Annotated in this window: 19 protein-coding genes; 2 read left to right on the top strand and 17 right to left on the bottom strand. The window is 46.0% G+C overall.

From position 1 onward, the window contains the following. Positions 1-37: 37 nt before the first annotated feature. The gene (locus IPK01_00705) at positions 38-415 is read right to left on the bottom strand and encodes a hypothetical protein (GenBank protein ID MBK7932017.1); all 378 of its coding nucleotides are present in this window, start codon (positions 413-415) and stop codon (positions 38-40) included. A 186-nt stretch (positions 416-601) separates the two neighbouring features. Between IPK01_00705 and IPK01_00710 the strand changes: the two genes are divergently transcribed. Both IPK01_00710 and IPK01_00715 read left to right on the top strand, forming a co-directional pair. Beyond that, positions 602-1066 (top strand): hypothetical protein, encoded by a 465-nt coding sequence (locus IPK01_00710; protein MBK7932018.1) that lies wholly within the window; start codon positions 602-604, stop codon positions 1064-1066. Positions 1067-1262: 196 nt separating this feature from the next. Next, complete coding sequence (locus IPK01_00715) at positions 1263-1766, top strand: recombinase family protein (protein ID MBK7932019.1); 504 nt, start codon at positions 1263-1265, stop codon at positions 1764-1766. Between the two features lie 244 nt (positions 1767-2010). On the opposite strand, the gene IPK01_00720 is transcribed toward IPK01_00715, so the two are convergent. From IPK01_00720 to IPK01_00795, 16 genes are all read right to left on the bottom strand, one after another. Further along, positions 2011-2664, bottom strand: a complete 654-nt coding sequence (locus IPK01_00720; GenBank protein ID MBK7932020.1) for a hypothetical protein — start codon at positions 2662-2664, stop codon at positions 2011-2013. 265 nt (positions 2665-2929) lie between these two features. After that, positions 2930-3322: a hypothetical protein gene (locus IPK01_00725; GenBank protein ID MBK7932021.1), complete on the bottom strand. Its 393-nt coding sequence runs from the start codon at positions 3320-3322 to the stop codon at positions 2930-2932. Between the two features lie 239 nt (positions 3323-3561). Beyond that, entirely contained in the window at positions 3562-4122 is a 561-nt protein-coding gene (locus tag IPK01_00730; protein ID MBK7932022.1) for an ABC transporter substrate-binding protein, read from the bottom strand. Then, positions 4123-4590, bottom strand: coding sequence for an ABC transporter substrate-binding protein (locus tag IPK01_00735; GenBank protein MBK7932023.1), 468 nt, complete (start codon positions 4588-4590; stop codon positions 4123-4125). Positions 4591-4774: 184 nt separating this feature from the next. Beyond that, positions 4775-6253, bottom strand: coding sequence for a DUF1810 family protein (locus tag IPK01_00740; GenBank protein ID MBK7932024.1), 1479 nt, complete (start codon positions 6251-6253; stop codon positions 4775-4777). Between the two features lie 44 nt (positions 6254-6297). Then, on the bottom strand, positions 6298-6630 hold the full coding sequence (locus IPK01_00745) for a hypothetical protein (protein MBK7932025.1): 333 nt from the start codon (positions 6628-6630) through the stop codon (positions 6298-6300). Positions 6631-6657: 27 nt separating this feature from the next. Next, a complete protein-coding gene (locus tag IPK01_00750) occupies positions 6658-7308 on the bottom strand; it encodes a hypothetical protein (protein ID MBK7932026.1) in 651 nt (216 codons plus the stop codon). A gap of 359 nt (positions 7309-7667) precedes the next feature. After that, the gene (locus IPK01_00755; protein MBK7932027.1) at positions 7668-8474 is read right to left on the bottom strand and encodes an ROK family protein; all 807 of its coding nucleotides are present in this window, start codon (positions 8472-8474) and stop codon (positions 7668-7670) included. Between the two features lie 1290 nt (positions 8475-9764). Next, the gene (locus tag IPK01_00760; GenBank protein ID MBK7932028.1) at positions 9765-10979 is read right to left on the bottom strand and encodes a hypothetical protein; all 1215 of its coding nucleotides are present in this window, start codon (positions 10977-10979) and stop codon (positions 9765-9767) included. 76 nt (positions 10980-11055) lie between these two features. Beyond that, positions 11056-11712 carry a hypothetical protein gene (locus tag IPK01_00765; protein ID MBK7932029.1) on the bottom strand — a complete coding sequence of 219 codons (657 nt, stop codon included), beginning with the start codon at positions 11710-11712 and terminating at the stop codon, positions 11056-11058. Positions 11713-12051: 339 nt separating this feature from the next. Next, positions 12052-13308: a hypothetical protein gene (locus IPK01_00770; protein ID MBK7932030.1), complete on the bottom strand. Its 1257-nt coding sequence runs from the start codon at positions 13306-13308 to the stop codon at positions 12052-12054. 234 nt (positions 13309-13542) lie between these two features. Beyond that, positions 13543-14727: a hypothetical protein gene (locus IPK01_00775; protein MBK7932031.1), complete on the bottom strand. Its 1185-nt coding sequence runs from the start codon at positions 14725-14727 to the stop codon at positions 13543-13545. Between the two features lie 43 nt (positions 14728-14770). After that, complete coding sequence (locus IPK01_00780) at positions 14771-15268, bottom strand: hypothetical protein (GenBank protein MBK7932032.1); 498 nt, start codon at positions 15266-15268, stop codon at positions 14771-14773. Between the two features lie 188 nt (positions 15269-15456). After that, positions 15457-16407 (bottom strand): ketoacyl-ACP synthase III, encoded by a 951-nt coding sequence (locus tag IPK01_00785; GenBank protein MBK7932033.1) that lies wholly within the window; start codon positions 16405-16407, stop codon positions 15457-15459. A 105-nt stretch (positions 16408-16512) separates the two neighbouring features. Next, on the bottom strand, positions 16513-17010 hold the full coding sequence (locus tag IPK01_00790) for a hypothetical protein (protein ID MBK7932034.1): 498 nt from the start codon (positions 17008-17010) through the stop codon (positions 16513-16515). A 44-nt stretch (positions 17011-17054) separates the two neighbouring features. Next, positions 17055-17240, bottom strand: coding sequence for a hypothetical protein (locus tag IPK01_00795; protein ID MBK7932035.1), 186 nt, complete (start codon positions 17238-17240; stop codon positions 17055-17057). Positions 17241-17255 lie beyond the last annotated feature (15 nt).

The following is a 17255-nucleotide window of genomic DNA, read 5'->3' on the forward strand; positions in this document are numbered from 1 at the left end:
GTTTGGCACACCGTTGGCGCACAACCCATCTCGGACATTAGCCGATTTTTTCAAGCCGAATCGTTAAACCGCCGATGTTGTCATCGTCAAGCGTATCTGCAATAAAGAAATTAACAAATGATCGACGGGTAAGTCTGAATGGCAACGAATTTGCGTGAGCGATTGCTGTCGCGATGTCTTCCGAGCGAAATGATCTATTCTTGATTGTGTTATTTGGAGCCGAGCGAAAATCCTGGCACCAGGCGTTAAAGCTCGTCAACCATCCCCGCTTGCACTCCGTTGGCGACGTGCATTCGTCTGCAACACCGCTCCAGGCGTTCCACGCAGTGAAGTCGTCATCATCACCTTTGATTGGGGTGGCGACGTAGGATCCCTTTTCAAGAGTCAGTTGGTGGTAAGGCTCGTATTGCCCCATCCCAGTACTCGATGCAAGCCGGAAGATTATTGAATCCATTTCTTTATTATCCTTTTCTTATCCCGGCGATATAATAGTACAGACGGCAGTTCTTCTCAAAACCGCCCCGCGTGTCGCCCAGACACAGTAAACTTCAGCATATTGATTTCCGTTTATGATGCTAGACGATTTATCATTAGAGCGATTTTGAAAGTCCTTCAAAATTTATGCTCGGTAAGAAATCTCTCACTTTTCGACGCCGACACGACCGGATCGTTGGTAAAACCTGATGTCGCCTTGAAACAGATCGAAGGCGAACAGGCTGTACTTGCGATTCCTGGCCAAGATCAAGAGACCGGTCCGATCGTAGGTGGCCGCCATGGCTCGCCAGTTCCGTTAGCTGGAACGTCGGAACCGACCCCGCCCATTGCAACCCAGCCAAAGCGATTTCATGGAACTGCATCGCTCGATCCAACCCGCGGCGGTCGCGACGCAAGCCAGATCGCTGATGAGGTCATCGCTCATCTTTCTGGCCTGTTAGGGGCAAAAGTTACGGTCACGCTGGAGATCGAGGCCGAAATTGCCAATGGGGCATCTGACAACATCGTGCGCACGGTCACCGAAAACAGCCGGACGCTGAAATTTACGAGCCACGGGTTCGAACAGGACTAATGTTCCTCTGGTGTGGCCGTAACCACCAATCGTAATCGGCCGCGTAAATCGGGGTCTCAGAATATAAGGTGTCAAAAACCCCTCGAAAACATGCGGCGTTAAACGCTGGGTTTTATTGGATTTCGCACACTTGATTGCGAGTGTCAATAAACAGTAGTTTATTGACACTTTGTTTCTTCTTTGCTATTCTGCTGTCATGAGAGTAGGAATATACGCACGAGTATCGACAATTGATCAGCAAACGCTTCCAATGCAGCTCAAGCAGATGAAGGAATACATCAGGAACCGCAACTGGACACTTACGGTCGAAGTTGAGGAGGTCGGCTCTGGAGCAAAGGTGCGGCCGAAGCGTGAGGAACTGCTCAAGATGGCTCGGCGGCGGGAGATTGATGCGTTGTTGGTTTGGAAGCTCGACCGCTTCGGGCGTAGCCTCGTCGATCTCGTCACCACATTGAATGAGCTTCGCGAATTAGACGTTGTCTTTGTGTCGCTCACTGAGTCGCTGGACTTCTCTACACCCTCTGGAAGGGCAATGGCCGGAATGCTCTCAACCTTTGCTGAGTTTGAACGCGACATGATCCGTGAACGCGTAAAGGCCGGTATTGCAAACGCCAGAGCCCAAGGAAAGGCTCACGGAAGAAGACCTCGAACGGCGTCGTTGAAAAGGACGAAATCCGGAAGCTCAAAGCGAATGGAATGAATAATTCTCAGATAGCGAAGAAATTAAAATCAGCCGCGGCTCAGTAATCAATCAGTTGGTTGAGTAGCGAATATCTGCCTTTGCAAGTTTAATCCCATAACGAGACAATCAGCTCTGTTTAACTACCCTCGAAGCCCTGAGCATCGTTGGTCAAGACTTATCATGGCGGCAGTCAGTTCGTCTGTCTCTAAATGAATAAACCAAGGGAAGCATTGCTTCGCCGATCTCAAACAAAATCGCAGATTCAGGGTCTCGCAGTTCGTATCAGCTCTCGCACCCTCCAGACGAGTTTTCGATCTGTTCCTTGCTCTATGACGGAAGTCAGGAGTGAGGTTAGAAAAGCACGGCGCACTCTACAACCATATTGTTCAGCATAATCAAGTAATTCATCAACTTCTGCATTTGAGCCCTGAGACATTTTCTCCTGTAACTCGTCCTGGAAGAAGTCTAAAAAATGCTCCTCACTGAGGCCTCTCCTTCTGAATTCAGATCGTGCCTGAATACTATCCTTATAGATTAAATATTGCTTCGCATAACCATTTCTTTCGATCTGAACACCAGTTTCATCGTCTTTCACAAGCGATAGTGCCGATGCGTAGGAACCGTGAAACGTGTGAATAGTGACCCCGACGGTATTCTCTACCTCAAATTTTAATGTATTTGTAAACCAAGAACCATATCTTTCTTTGAATTCCTCGAAACCATCAAACTGTTCTCCTTTGAGAAAGACTGGCAATTTGCGGACACGTAATGCTCGTGAACAACGATTGAACAGATCCTTTGACAGCCAATCGTTTCTTTCCTGAAGGGTGGCCTCACTATAGTCGATTTCCCATTCGGAATCCGTAGCTAGGAGCGACACAAATAGATCATCTGGGGGTTGTGACGGCCCAACCATCGACGTACCACACCGGGGCCCCTTAGTGATTCTCACAACTATCATTGTCCTGCTCCTTGAAGGATCGTCTTAAATCTCTCATCGCTACCTTCGAAGATATTTAGGTCCACCGGAAAACTGATTCCGTCGATTTCTCCTTGACGGCTATACTGCCAAAAACCCATTCATCTCCGTAAAAACATGAGGGTGCAAAATGATTCCCCTGGCCCATTTGATATCTGGGTTTCCTGAATTATTGTTGAATCCGGGAATATAGATCCGGTTGTCATAGACAATCGGTCTTCGACCGGTAGTCCGTTCGATTTCGTTTAAAAACTAATAGTTCATTTCGAGGGTTTCCGTTAGCCCCTGCACATGGAAGTCCAGACGCTACGTCTACAGCCGGTGGCAATGCAATTCCACGGTCGCGCCAAACTAATAGAAAGTTTCTTGCCTGCTCGACTCCTGTGCTGCAGTTCCCAAAAACGTGAAATGCTCCGGGAATAAGCCCGACGCGCCGAACCTCCTGCCAGTTTCGCTCGAAAAGCCGATCCTGGAGGTCATTACCTTCCGATGCCTTGATGTACACAAATTTTATGTTCTGGGTTGCGACCCTTTCCCAATCGATCTGTCCATTATGATGCGATACATCGACCCCCCTCACAGGGTACTCTGTCATCGATGGGGTAACCGCAAGGATCTTGAAGTAAACAAGTATGAAAACGAACGCGATTGTTAGTAAAAGAAAAATGATAGCGACGGCTACAAATCTGTCTATCAGCCAAGTTCGCGGTCGTCTGGCGATATCCAGTGTAGGGCCCTGTCGAGATGCCGTAGTATTCGGGGGCTTCATTTCTCTTTTCTAATCCTGTGTAGCAATCAAAATTTAGGCAACCGCAATGGTGATTTCGAAATTCCTTATTCTGAAGGAATCGCAGAATAATTGGTAATAAATGAATCGTCAATATAGTGTCGGTATTCCGGATTCTTTATAGCTCCAATCGCGATGAGTCCTGCAACTGTTTCATCCCAGTCCGGGTAATTAAATTGCAAAACCCACGGAACTGAGTCTAGCGGGTTTCCGTAACCAACTCCCAATGAAACACAAATCTCACTGTCGAAGGTATTTGGTGTAAATTCTTTCAATCGATCAGCGCCTCTCTTACAATCATATAACGCCCATTTCCAACCGTCAGCCATGGTATTCACAAACGCCTGTACAGTTTCCGGGTTTGATCGCACAAATTCCCGGCGTGCAAAATATATTCTTCCGACGTAGACTACATCGTAATCCAATGGCTTAATTGTCCTATGACTGTAGTGGAGATAATTAAGGCTCTCTAATTCAAAGAAGATTGTTGCCGGGTAGACGTCGTATTCGCCTACCTGTAATGCGTACATAGCGTAAATATAATCACCTGGGGGCAACACAACTTCGGTAAATTGAGTTGGTGAAAGGCCCTCTTTTTTAATATGGATCTATAGACGTTTTCTTGAAGGGTCTCCCGGGATTACCCCAATTCGTTTACCAATCCAGTCTTGTGGCGTTTTGATCTTCGTCCGACCAAGCGAAACAAAACGAGTTGGCGTAAGCTCATTGACGACACCTACGGCCACAAGATCCGCCCCTTTCTCGTTAGCCTCTAGAAATTTATCGGCCGCAATAATGCCAAAATCATTTAACCCACTCGTCACCGCTGTAACCGGATCGGGTGTTTTGTCGCCGCTGGGTTCAAGCTTTAAGTCCAAGCCCCATTTCCGAGCAAAGTCCTTTCGTCCGATAACTTCGCCTGCAAACCTCGCACCTCCAATTGAATTTCGGTATCCATCTAATCGTAGGGAGACCGGCTTTCCCTTTGAGAACCAAGTTCCACAGGAGTTGCAACACCAGACCACAACGAGACAAATCGCTAGAACTAAAATACTTCGGATACTTACTATTTTCATCACTGCCTCCTAATTTGACTTGGCCCTCGAAAGGCGGCCAGGGCTCTGGATAAGTTCATCCTAACAATTGACACCTCTCTCAAAGCCCTTAGAAGCCGTATGTAAGTTCGAACTTTGCTCCCGATTGAAGAAAACTGCCTAAATCGGATTGTCAATGAATAACTGAATTTTGTTTAGAGTAGCATTATGTTCGTCGAATTAGATCTCGAAAGCGCGTCACCAGTAACCTATCAGTACCCTGACTAATAGCAACACTTAAAAGACTGCTAAGGAAATCGCGATCGAACTTAATGCCGAATTTCTTTGCATAATCTAGTGTCGTATTGACCTCGGAGTTCACGCCTTCGGCCATCTTTATTAAGAGATCGGCTTTTATGAATTCAAGGATCTGATTTTGGCCGATCATCGAGGTTCTGAAATCGATGCCTTCTTGCAGACAACGTTCAATTTCACCGAGAACCATATCGTTCGTCCCAGTTCGCCAGACAGCCACCAATGTTGCATCATCTCGATTATCGTAAGAGTTGTCTCGGATAAATTGCGAGAGCTTTTCCTGCAAATCACTAGATCCAACGATCGCGTCAAACTGGGAGGTAAATGCCTCATTTTTCGATATTCCGTCAGACACCAAAAGCAAGACTTCATGGCTGCGGAATGGCCGCGTTTGGACTTCAAATTCTAGCGGATCCGTTTGACCCAAACTGCGGGTTACACCGCGCATAAACACCGGTATACCCGCGTTCAAGACGACTTCACCGTTTCGTTTCAGCAGAATCGGTGCGACATCGTCACGCGTGATCTGCTCAAGATCATTCGCAGGTCCAAGATATAAGCGAGAATCTCCAACATTCAGGAAATGAATTTTATCCTCGTTAACATTCCATGTAGCTAGCGTCAGAGACGTGATCGAGCTAGCGCAGTTTCCGCCGATCTGCCGAACCGCGTTGTTCGCTTTCCCCGCGGCCAAAACCATTCGGGTGTCCATGCTCCCTTGGCAATCCTTGAATTTCCTGACGACCGCCTCACAGGCAACCTCGGACGCCTTCCAATCACAAGGACAAGTACTTACACCGTCTGCAACGACTAATAGCAGTATTCCCTCTTTCTCCAAAAACTCGACGGCGAACGAATCCCCGCATTTGTTTTTTCCAACTTTGATAACGCGATCAGCAAAGACCTTAAATGTGTTAGACGGGGATATATCAGGTCTGGTATTTATGACTGAACGCGTGGCTGCCGAACTGTTAAGGCTCTCTATTGTCCGGTCATCCAATTGTCCGGCAAAGTACTTTTCCAACACCAAGTGGAAAACTGATCCCTCATCGGCTACAGTGCAAAACAATGTCATACACGATCGCAGTTTCAGATCGTCTGGGTAAGAAAATATATCTGTTGCGGATTTTTCTTTGATGCCGAGCAACGCTTCAGCACAGTTCTTCAAACGCGAGCCAAGAACGGGATGCTCAAGATATTCGCGTGCTTCTTCAACCGACTTTATGGAGTATCTATGGGCGGTTTCGCTCATCGCCAACCCTTCCATCTGCGGGAAGATGAACCACATCCAATGAGTTCGCTTGTAACCAGAAGCTAGCTCATCAAGGGCAGTTTCATACAGCCCTTTTTGGGCTGAGAGAAACCGTTCGAGGTTGAACTTTTCTGTCATTTTCTTATTCAGGTAGTGTGCATCAGGTTTCGATGGGCCGTCCGTTATCTTTTACCTTGAGTCTCCAATCTATCCGGCCTTGGACCAATCACCATCTCGACAATTGCAATGACTTTACTTCTTGCCTCAACTCCTAAGGAAACGACCGATTCCACGTCACTTTTCTCGAAGTTCGGCATCAAAGCGTCGAGTTCGATACAAAGTTCAACTAGGCACTCCTTAGGTCTTTCAATGCTATTTTCAACATCACTGACGAGAGAGTATAAGTCACGGACCCTTTCGAGCCATAGCCATTCCCAACGCGTGAGGCGGGCTACTTTGGCGATCTCTCCCGCGATATTAAAAAGCTCATGAACATGGTGAGATAGTGTCGTCATTGTTTTCTCCTAAGTTTTACCGCTTCTTTAGGCAGCTAAAAGAGACTGCCAAAACTGAAATATGACCAGCGCCGTATTTCCAAGAAATTCGAACATTAGTTTACTGCCACCAAGCACATAAGCAACAATCGATCCAACCCAAAACAGATTCATTAGCGGTAGTATCAGAATCGATTTGAAAAGTCCAACTTTTCTGAGATCGCTCTGCCCCGAATGAGCTTCGTCCCATGTCGAAAAAATGTGGAATCCCGTGCCTAGGCCAATTGCCATGAGCGGAATTGTTCCATCAAAGCCGCTGAGATCTCCGATAAGCAGTATTATAAACGGCAGTGTCGGAAAGAAATAGGGCCCCAGTGCGATCCATGTGCACCCCGTCGTGCCTAGTCCGAGATGCTTGGCCGATCCGCCCTCATAAGCCGTTACTCTCAACCCAACCGGGATCTTGAGAAAAAGAAGCCCTGCCAGGATATGAGTTAGCTCGTGTTCAAGTGTCTTCAAGAAATGCCACTGCCGATTGAAGAACGATTCGGCTAAGAGTCTCGCTGGAAAGAAAAGTGCAACGCCCGCTATGAAGGCGACAATTCTACCTTGTCGCCACGAAGCGTTGCTTAGCATTTCATACCATGACCTTGTGGTACCGTAATAGAGCGCGGGAAGCGACGCCAGAAACAAGCACATACAGATTTTGCTAACAGTGTTCATTTTGTTCCGAGTTGGTTAACTTGTCGGAGTGTCTCTCACTAGCGACATGCCTTTAAGCAAACATCTTCGCGCCAGGCCCTGAATTGGCTAAGGGCGGCTTTCGCCGCCCCTTGTCCTGTTTTACCCGGCTCCGCCGCCGTGAATGGCCGTACGTCACCTCCTTTCATAAGATTTGAGACAATAGTACGGGGAACGGTTCGAACTCAGGTGTCAGTTCATTGATCCGCAGCGGTACTTGTTGTCGGTCACGAAACTGAGCCTTCAGGCAAAAACTTATGCCACAGATATGACGCATTCGGTTGTCGGGGCAGCACACACGCTGGTTAATGGTTTCTCTAGGTGGCCGATCCGTCGAGGACAGTTGCGTATTTTGCGATACCAATTAAGGCAGCGTTTCGACTATACGGTGATCGACTAATCTGAGGGGTTTTGAGCCAGTCAGGCTTTTGAATGGCGAATTCACTCCGCATCGTTGGTTCAAACTTATCCCATGCGTTATGGGTTATGCCGCCGCTAAGAACAACTGTTTTGGGTCTGAAGATACTGCACATACCGGCCAGGAAGGCTCCCAACCTGTACCCAAATTGAATCTTCCCTTGCTCCTCTCCCAAATCCTTTTCGAGTTCACTAAGCCCGCCTGATCCTACAGCCCACCACGCCTTATTATTACTTGCTCGCGTCGGTATCGATAATTCTCCGACGTCAAAATTTACATTGTCAGGCGGGCGGATAATTTTACCGGTCTTATCGCCGATCGAGAAACCCAGCGACGTCCCAAGGGAAATACTCATGCACGGAGAATCATACATTCCGGCATGCGCCGTTAAATGGGCTTCCGCGTCATTCAAAATGTACACACTTGATGAAGGAGACAAATCTATAATTTCTTTGGCAAGCGGTTTATCGACCCATCTCCCAACCCTAAAAAGCTTTACATTTTGATTATTCTCGATAAACCCGGCACACGCGATGCCGATCAGGTCGCTTTCAAGAAGTCCTAGTTCGTTAGCCCATTCGGCAAAATTCGCCCAATCCGGTTTCGGGAAAAATGCGACCTCCTGGCCATCGAGAGACTCAATACCTTCATGTGATGTCAGATTTACAGTCTTGACTCCCGACCCGCCAATATCGAATATTTGCAATGCTATATCCCCCGTTTACCGAACACGCTTAGCACGGCCTATTGTATTCATTTGTTCGGGATTTTTCTATGCATCGTCCATGTGATCCAGCGGAGACGATTGTCGTAGTTGGTGTCATTGTGGCCAAAGCCTAGCCGTCCTACTAACTTACCGCAAGCAACTGAGAAAACTCCTTGTGTTTTTTGTGATATTGACTGAGACCCTAGACTTCGCGGCACCATCGGGACGAGCTATGGAGCCGATACAGTTAATTTTTGGGAAAGTTGAATGGGATCTTATCCACGATCGGGTGACGGCTCAAATTTCAGGCGGTCATGGAGACGGCGAAGCAAGCGGCCCAGCAAGAACTAAAATGCAGAAAAACGTCCATGCGTGAATAATTCGCGAATCGCCCTCTAGCTGACAGTAAAGCTCGGACCACCCGAGTGCTCGAATAGGTAAGCCCTTTTCGACTAATATTACCCCGTCGTCGCCACAGACGATCGAATGTCGAAAGTGACATTCTCTAGGTGCGTTTTCGCCGAAAACACGACCGGTGTCAAGGTAAATTGGAAAGGTACTTTATAGTCATTTCAACACAGTCGTTAAAATCATCCCAGCTAGCGTCGCGGAAACCAGAGTGCGAAAATCGCTCCTTTGTGTCTATCAAATGAGCCCCAATCTCATCTCCTCTATTTCTAATAGTGGATCCTAAGGTCAAAGCAACCCTCGTCAAGCCCATGAACGTTCTCGACTATCCCTGCCGTCTTATTTATCAGGGCGCTAAGAATGAAGCTGTCATCTCTTGTACGATCTTTATCTTTCCTTAAATGCACCCAGCGTAAATAGTTCCTTGTAAGATTCACGCAGTCAAAAAGCGTTCTCGAAATCTCATCGGCGTCTGCCCTTGTCTTGTCACCATTTATCCATTCTTTTGAGGCTGACCAATTGGCGGAATATAAACTCGTAAATTCCATTGCGAACCTTGAATAAGATTTCAATAATTGGTAACGTGGCCCGGCCAACTTATCCACCAGAAAAATGAGCAAGAAGTAATTATAAGCCGAATCAAACGCCGTCCGGCGTTCATCGAGCCCTTCTTTGACCCAATAAGCGTCGGAACCTGCATTCATTAAAACATCATGGGTGGAAATCTTATTAGACGCAGTTGTAACGATAACGGGAGACCAGGAAATTCGCCTTTTAACTTGTCCAGCAGTAATTTCCCAGAAAGTTCTTCAGGCGGTATACCAGACTGCTTTTCATCAAATAACCTTAAGTCCAGCAACACTACATCGGGATCCATCCGGTTCACGACTGGCCGAACTTTTCGGTAAAAAACGCTTCAACTCCGGACTCCTCAAATCCATCGGGATTAATTGACTCCACATCTGCACGGAACATCTCTTCGAAAATATGCTCATATCCTTCGTCAGCCTTGTCGTCGATGACCAAACTCTTTCTATCTGTCGGAATAGACCAAGACGGAATTCTGGCAAACAGATCATTCTTAACAGCGGGGTAAATATTTCGAATAGTGCTTTCGAGATTCTCTATCTGAGAGTTTAATTCATTCTTTAATTTCTCGAATTTGTTTCTTTCGTCGCGAGCATCACCCAAAGCCTCGACTCCCTCATTCAAAAGCGGCTCCAATTTTATTTCAACGATATCTCGGACGGCTTGAAATTCATCAGAAGTGTTTCCAACAAAACCTCGAACAAAAGACCATTCACGATCAATTTGTCCCTTGATGGAATTCACCAATTCTTCCCATTCAAGTTCTTTAACTTTAGCGGTACCCAGTCCATCACGGATAATATCAAGTTTCGAAAGCAGGTCAGACTTTAGTTTCGAAAGGCGGAGTTGGGCTTGTTGAGCGAATTGGGTAACGTCCAATACTTCAAGACTGTGCAAATAAGCTCCTACGGCATTGTTTAGATCCTTAAGAGCATCCTCAATGAGTGACGGATAGGGCTCTCGGAATTGGCCTTCAGTGTAAACACGGTGGACGTCCCACAATTGCTTGAGGCCCCACCAATTTGCATCGCTGTGGCGAAAGTCATCGATCCTAAATGACGCTTTAAGATAAGCATCTAGATTTGTTTGTTCTACTCTATTTTCATTAAGCAAATCGAATTGAAGTTCAGTAAAAATGGCAGGAAGTTGAACAAAGGAATTGCCCTTCGAAAATATGATGAGGTTTCTCTGATTAGCTGCCGCGACAGAATTAACACTTTCAATTGAATACAGAACACAGTGGTTGGTTACCCCGTTGATACGCATCCAACTCAAGAGTCTGACCCCCTTATGAAGATCACCACTTCCGACACCAGACAAAAGATCGGCATTGATCAACAGAACGGCATCCACGTCAACCATACCGTGTGATATTTTTTCAGGCATCTCAAGCATGCTACTGATATCCGAAGCATCGAGGGTTGAGCATTCAATTCTTTCTTGAGAGGAAAGTGACGTTTCCAAATTCTTTGCAAAGGCAGCGTTATCGTCGACGATTATGATTTTCATGTTTTATCCTCCGCGGCAACTCCAATGAGCAAACTCCGCCAGTCATTTAGATTTCAATAATGATACCTCAAGTTACTCATGAGGGGGCAAGAGTCTTGCGAAGTAATTCAAATGCTTTGAGAAATTCCGGACTAGAACAATTCAGTTGCCCGGGAAGTGTTCTAAGTCGCGCGATTTCCCTGATAAAAGTTTCATACGCTTCGTCGGCATTTGGAATCCCCTCGAATGCCGCCGGCAAGCCCAGCGGTAAACTGTGGGAAAGATCTGAACAATCACTTAGAAAACGCCTTTTGGCTTCAGATTTTAACTGAAATGCAATATCGATAATACGTTCGACTTTTTGTGGGCATTCATCACACATAACCTCGACAACTTCGTTGTAAATCCTACCTACTGTACCATGTTGTCCCTCCACGAATCTTAAGGCAGATCCAACCCTTTTAACAAACCTTTCATTCACGAACTTCGGATTTGTATGCTTGACTAGGTAAAGATCTTCTTCTTTGAATCCATCGATCATTTCGAGGAATGTCTCAACGGCTATCTTGTCATTTGCGAAGTAAAGTCCATGTGCTTCGAGTCTATCAACAAAATCAAACCTCGCCGGCTCCTCGGCGAAGTGGCACATTACGTTGGTACACCAAGGCTCCGGCAGACTATATTTGTTAAGAAACTCCTTTCCACGAGGCACCCAATAGATGCTATCCGCGTTGGTGAAGATAATAATTATCATTGCAGTTTTTCGGCATTATCCGCAAGATCCCGTCTGGCTGAACTAAGGAGAGACACCATTGAGAATTTACTACGAACTTCAGTGAAAACATTTAAGACCGGCGACAAGTGTACAAAACAGACCGCGTCAGGGAGACCTCTTACTTTGCCTCGCCCTGAAGTTACAACCACCTTCGCAAACTTTGCCCAAACAGATAGTTTCTCATCGATTGCTTCCTTATTAGACCTGAACATTCTTTCAAGTATGCTGTAATGAACCAAAACAAAATCTGAGTCTTTCCAAGTTTTTTCTCTAAAGCGGTCTTCGACAAATTTAATGATTAGATTCGTTATCCCTTTTTCAAAGTTTCCGGTTCGCCAAAGGGAGCGCCTTGGAAGGAATACGCACGTTTGTCTTTTCAAAGATGACGCGATTCAAATTACCGTCCACATATTTTTCGTCAGCAAACCTCTGAATTCGTTCATCTACGACCACAATTTTACATATCGCCGCTTCGAACAATTTGTACTTTGTTGCTCGGTCATGCTCAACTTTCCTACAATAGTGGGGCAACTCTGGGCCATTACTACCCGGTAAGCGAGATATCGCATTACTTGATAAGGCCTCCTTGTGATGACAATTGGCTGGCTCTCGCCATGCGTCGCCGTGATGCAACATCAGGATCCGATAAGTGCCTACCGGTGGATTATCCCTAGCCAGATAAGAATTCGGTATTACCTCTACATTCTTAAATTCCCCCTTAATCGAATTGAACCTTTCTTCCCAAACCCATTTCTCAACCGCATTGAATGAGTACTCTTCCTTTTTAAGAATAGAGTCGTGTAATTTATCTACCACTATTTTCCGCGTCGGTAATAAAGTATCGTCCCTGTTATTTTTAGTAGGTTCAAAATCCAGCGAAGGATTGTCGAAAATGACAAATTCGTGGCTGAAAACCGCCCCGGCTTTCAACTCCGTAATAAGATCATCAAAACGCCTAATCCAAATACCGTCTAACAGGAGCTTTTTTTTGTAGGCTTCGTCAAATTTGACGTCGCTGACCAACAAAAAGTTTGTGGGTTTAAGCAGGAAGAACCGATATCCTAGGCACCATCGTTTCAATCCGTCTGAACCAACCTCTTTCGCAAAGGCCTTTAATATTTTGAGGTGTTTTCCCTTGTGGATTTCGTCGTCATCAGTAATCTTGTATTCGTCTTCTTCGATCTGGTTTACTTCCAATTTTCTAAGATAAGCAGCAGACGCCTCCATTTCAAGGAGTCCAAGGCCCGACCCTCGCAGTTTATAGTCCTTATCGAGGACACTGTCGTTCAGCCTTCGATTTTGATCGAGCACGAGCAAGTCAATTTCTCGCTTAGTGACGTCATCGTCCATTACAGGGTTCGATTTATCGATATCGTCAAATATCTCGACTTCATAAAACAAGTTACTTTGACTATCATCGAATTCAGAGCTGCGACTGGAACTGGAGGCACTAGCCTGGGTCTTAAAACGCACCGTAAACACCGTAAGGGGTGGCTTTTCCTGATTGTGCTTAGCGGTGTTGCGAATTACATTCTCAAGTATGTTGTAAAAAGGCCTGGCAACCGAGCAGGTCATTGGGGACGGCAACCATCAAGTCCTTTATTTGTCCATCTTCCAAAGCTGTTGAATTCAATTCCTCATCGTTGATCTGGAATACGATCCGATATTTAAAATCATCCAGCCCAGATATATGCTCCAATAACAACCGGACTTTGTCGAGATCCTTATACAGGTCCCCAAAAATCCTTTTATTTGTATGCATTACTGGGGTGCCGAACGTAATATCGCTCAAATAGTCCATTCGACACCTTACATATTGGTTGAACAGTCCGATTTGAGAAGTGGGGAACGCAGTTCGTAGGGAAGTAGGTCACCGTCATTGGGCAAATAAGACTTAAAACCCTTGAGCCTCATCTTTCTTAATGTTGCACCGTCAGTCAGTCGGTTCAATACGTGCGAGCCTATGTTATGACTCGCATTCCGAGCCATGGCCTGCGAGATTGCCGCCCGCGACGCCTGTTTCTCTTGTTCGCGGATGGCTTTTGAAATAATGCCGTCAAAAAAAACCGCCTCCGTTTCAATATCCCCTAACTCATTTGCAATGATAAGCAATTGTGGAAGCGTTGTATCATAAAAATGTGATGTGGGGCCGTACAATTCGCGTTTTTTCGTTTGTTCTGGCCCGCAGTATGTCGTTCGCCAATTGAAATAGTTAAAGCCTCGCGAATCGGAATCCTTTATATTACAACTGAAGAAACCCGCATAATGAATTACCTGCGAATTTCCAACCTTAACATTATCTTTGAACGTGGCGGGCATATGGAGAATGGGGTGGAAAATCAGGCCTCGACATGCCCGCTCAACGCTACCGGATTGGAAGATACCGTGTAGGCTACGATTTAAAAAGTGTATAAAAGGTCTGATTCTGGCCCGGCTTACGAAGGCAGATCGTTTATCCTCGCTTGTTTGCCCTTCTTCATCCGTTGTCCATTTGGAGAGGAGTGAAAAGTAGGTATTGATTAGCGTCGGCCAGTCGGTTCCAACGAGCACCTCTTCTGGGCGCTTTTCTTCAAGATCGCTATCGTTCAAAAGCAGCAAACTTCTTCGTTCGAGAAAGGTATGAAAATCTTGCTCAAATATCTTTGCGTCGTCATCTTTTTCGAAACCATCAAAGTAACGTTTTCCATTATTAGTCTCGTTTGTAATCAGAGCCAAGTACTCACGTGATTCATGAGCCTTATCATCGGTAGAATCAGGGAATATCAGGAAGTAAAGATATTCGAGGCACGCAATCATTTTCTCGGTTGGAAGCTCTCCATCAAGATAGCCCCAGTCTGTGAGCCATTCTTGCAGGGTCTGACTCGTAGTGCCTCCGCTTGTACGTAGCAATAATGAAAATGATCCTTTCTCCCTCTCTTGAAACTCAAAGACGCTCTGGAGACGCGTTTGTAAGGGCTTGTCCCAAGTTAAAGCCTGCCAAAATTTCCACAGCACATCAGGATTGGTCAGTCCTACACAATCAATTGGGATTTTCTGGTCAAGTCTGTATTTCGCCCCACGGTCCGCAACATAAAAAAGCTAAGAGTTGAAAAATACAATGGTCAATCTCTCCACTTGGAATGTAGAGAATCCCAAGTTCTAGATCTCGTTTATTTCGCTTTCGCCCCAAATAGCGGTTATCGTTGAAAAGTTTAATGAAGTCCTGCTTTTGAAAGGGTTGGGTCTCCCGGTAAACCTGATTTATCGACTGAATAAATTTCTTGAAATCGTTGTCAACAGGCACAAGCGATTTTTCGCCATCATCATTATCCAAAGTGATGAAAATTGGAATTTCAAACGAAGGTTTGATCTCCTCGTTGCGAAATCTCTCCCGACCCCACAGAGTGAATGGCATCTGATTGTCGGAAGGTTCGTTTGAACGCACTTTGTATGGATCGATATAAGTATAGAGCCCGAAAAGAAGCTCTGCCTGCTTTCTTACATAGTAATAGAAGAGAGATTTGTTTTCATTAGGAGGCTGCTCACGATCGTTCAAGTAATTATCAAGTACGCTGTAGTTTGTATTTAGGCCATCGGCTATACGTTGTTCTAGGGGTTCATTTTTCCTTTGATCCGCAGGCTCGTATTTGCTGAATTACCTGGAGAAACGTGCTAGAACAGTCCTCCTCAGCCTTAGTTTGGCTAATGTTTCGTTTTTCTTCAGTGTCCACAGGACCTCATCGTTCAACTGTAAATGTCAGACCTGAAATCAACTATCGAAATAGTATATCCCGCCCCAAAGCCGGCCAATAGAACTCTCTCACCTCGCCGGATCGTCCCATTCTTGACGAAGTGCGAAAGGCAAATCGGAATTGATGCTCCGCCGGTATTTCCGATTTCAGTTATGTTTACTCGAAACTTCTCGATGATCCCGGCACCAAGTTCCTTGGCCGTGTCTTTGATCATGTTTAGATTAGACTGATGAGGGATTATGTGCTCAAAATCGGTCAGATCCAATTTACTATCGTTCAAATAAGCTCGCACATTCGCCGCGGTAAGTGCTATTCCGTTTCGATAAACTTTTCCGCCATCTAACTCGAATTTTTCAGAAGGCCAATCGGTAGAGTTGAAAGGAGTCTTGTAGAATACATCTTCCAGATTATCCGCGACGACTCGATTTCGATGCCCATAAATTATATTCTCATCGTCACTTGCTTGCTGCACGAGCACAGCCCCAGCTCCATCTCCAAATAAAAGAGCGGTTCGATAATCGAAGTTGTTAAGCGTCCGGCTCATACGGTCCGCTCCACAAACAATGATGTTCTTCGCATTTCCCTGTTGAACCATACCGGCCGCAACCGAAAGGCCGTACGTAAAGCCAGAGCAGGCCGCCGAGAGGTCAAATCCCCATGCCTTTCCAGCCCCTAACCGGTTAATCGCACTCACAGCAGTCGATGGAAAGAAATGATCCGGTGTCAAGGTACCGACAATTATGCAATCGATTTCTTTGACTGAAATAGTTGATTTGGAAAGCAAATCGGATATGGCCAAGCTTACAATATCACTGGTTGTTTCGTCAGTTACATATCGACGCGTTTCTATCCCGGTCTTTTCTATAATTTCGGGAACTGAAATTCCATATCGCTCAGAAAGTTCCTCGTTTCCCCACGACGCGTTCCGGCAGATAGTGCCCAACTGCCGTTATTTTCGCTTCTCTCATTTTGAAATCCACTTGCAATTCACATCTCGCCGAACTTTGCCGTAAAATCTCAATGCTTCCTGTAACCGCTGTTCGGGATTCTAGTCATCGTCCGGCCCATATAGCCGAGCGAGACCTTCCGACGCGATTCGCATTCGCTCGTCTTCCATTTTTTCTTTGACATCGCCAAAAATGAACTGCGCATACCTCTCATCTCGCTCAGTGACCTCGTGCGCAAGACCCGAGATCATAGTGTAGGATACGTTCGTCTTTGGGCCTGTGTAGGATTCTAAAAATGTGAAGTAGCTAGGACGGCAGTGTTTATCCAAACTTCCCGCGCCGATGTTGAGTAGATTGCTTCCCTCATAACACAACAGCTGTATCTCAAACGGAACGCAACTTTTGTACGTACTATCGTCGACGAAACAGCCTTTCTTTGTCTTTGCCTGTTCGATAGCTTCCTTATCATGAACTGTCACCCTGTAGATGCCTACAATTGGAGTTGGTCCCCACAAGACGGTCCGCACAAGATGTTGCAGCTCGTGCTCGAGGAGTAAAGACATAACGACTCCGCAGCCGTAGCTGCGAGCGAAGATCATATATGGTGCTTTCTCCTGTTCTAGCTGCCTGAGTGATTCTAGAGTTACGTCAGCGGCTGTTCTTTGATCGAGAAAATGAGCGGTGCCGGTAAAGCTGTAATGTCCGGGGAAGCGCATTGGGGGTAACGGTTGGATACCGCGTTTTTCGCTTCCTTGGTAATAAGATTGAATCCGGCCTTGTAGACTGGGCTCTCTGGGTCGCCTCCGCCCGGAACTATCAGTAATTTCATATGACTACATGATCA

The organism is Acidobacteriota bacterium, from assembly GCA_016713675.1.
Taxonomy (GTDB): Bacteria; Acidobacteriota; Blastocatellia; order Pyrinomonadales; family Pyrinomonadaceae; genus OLB17.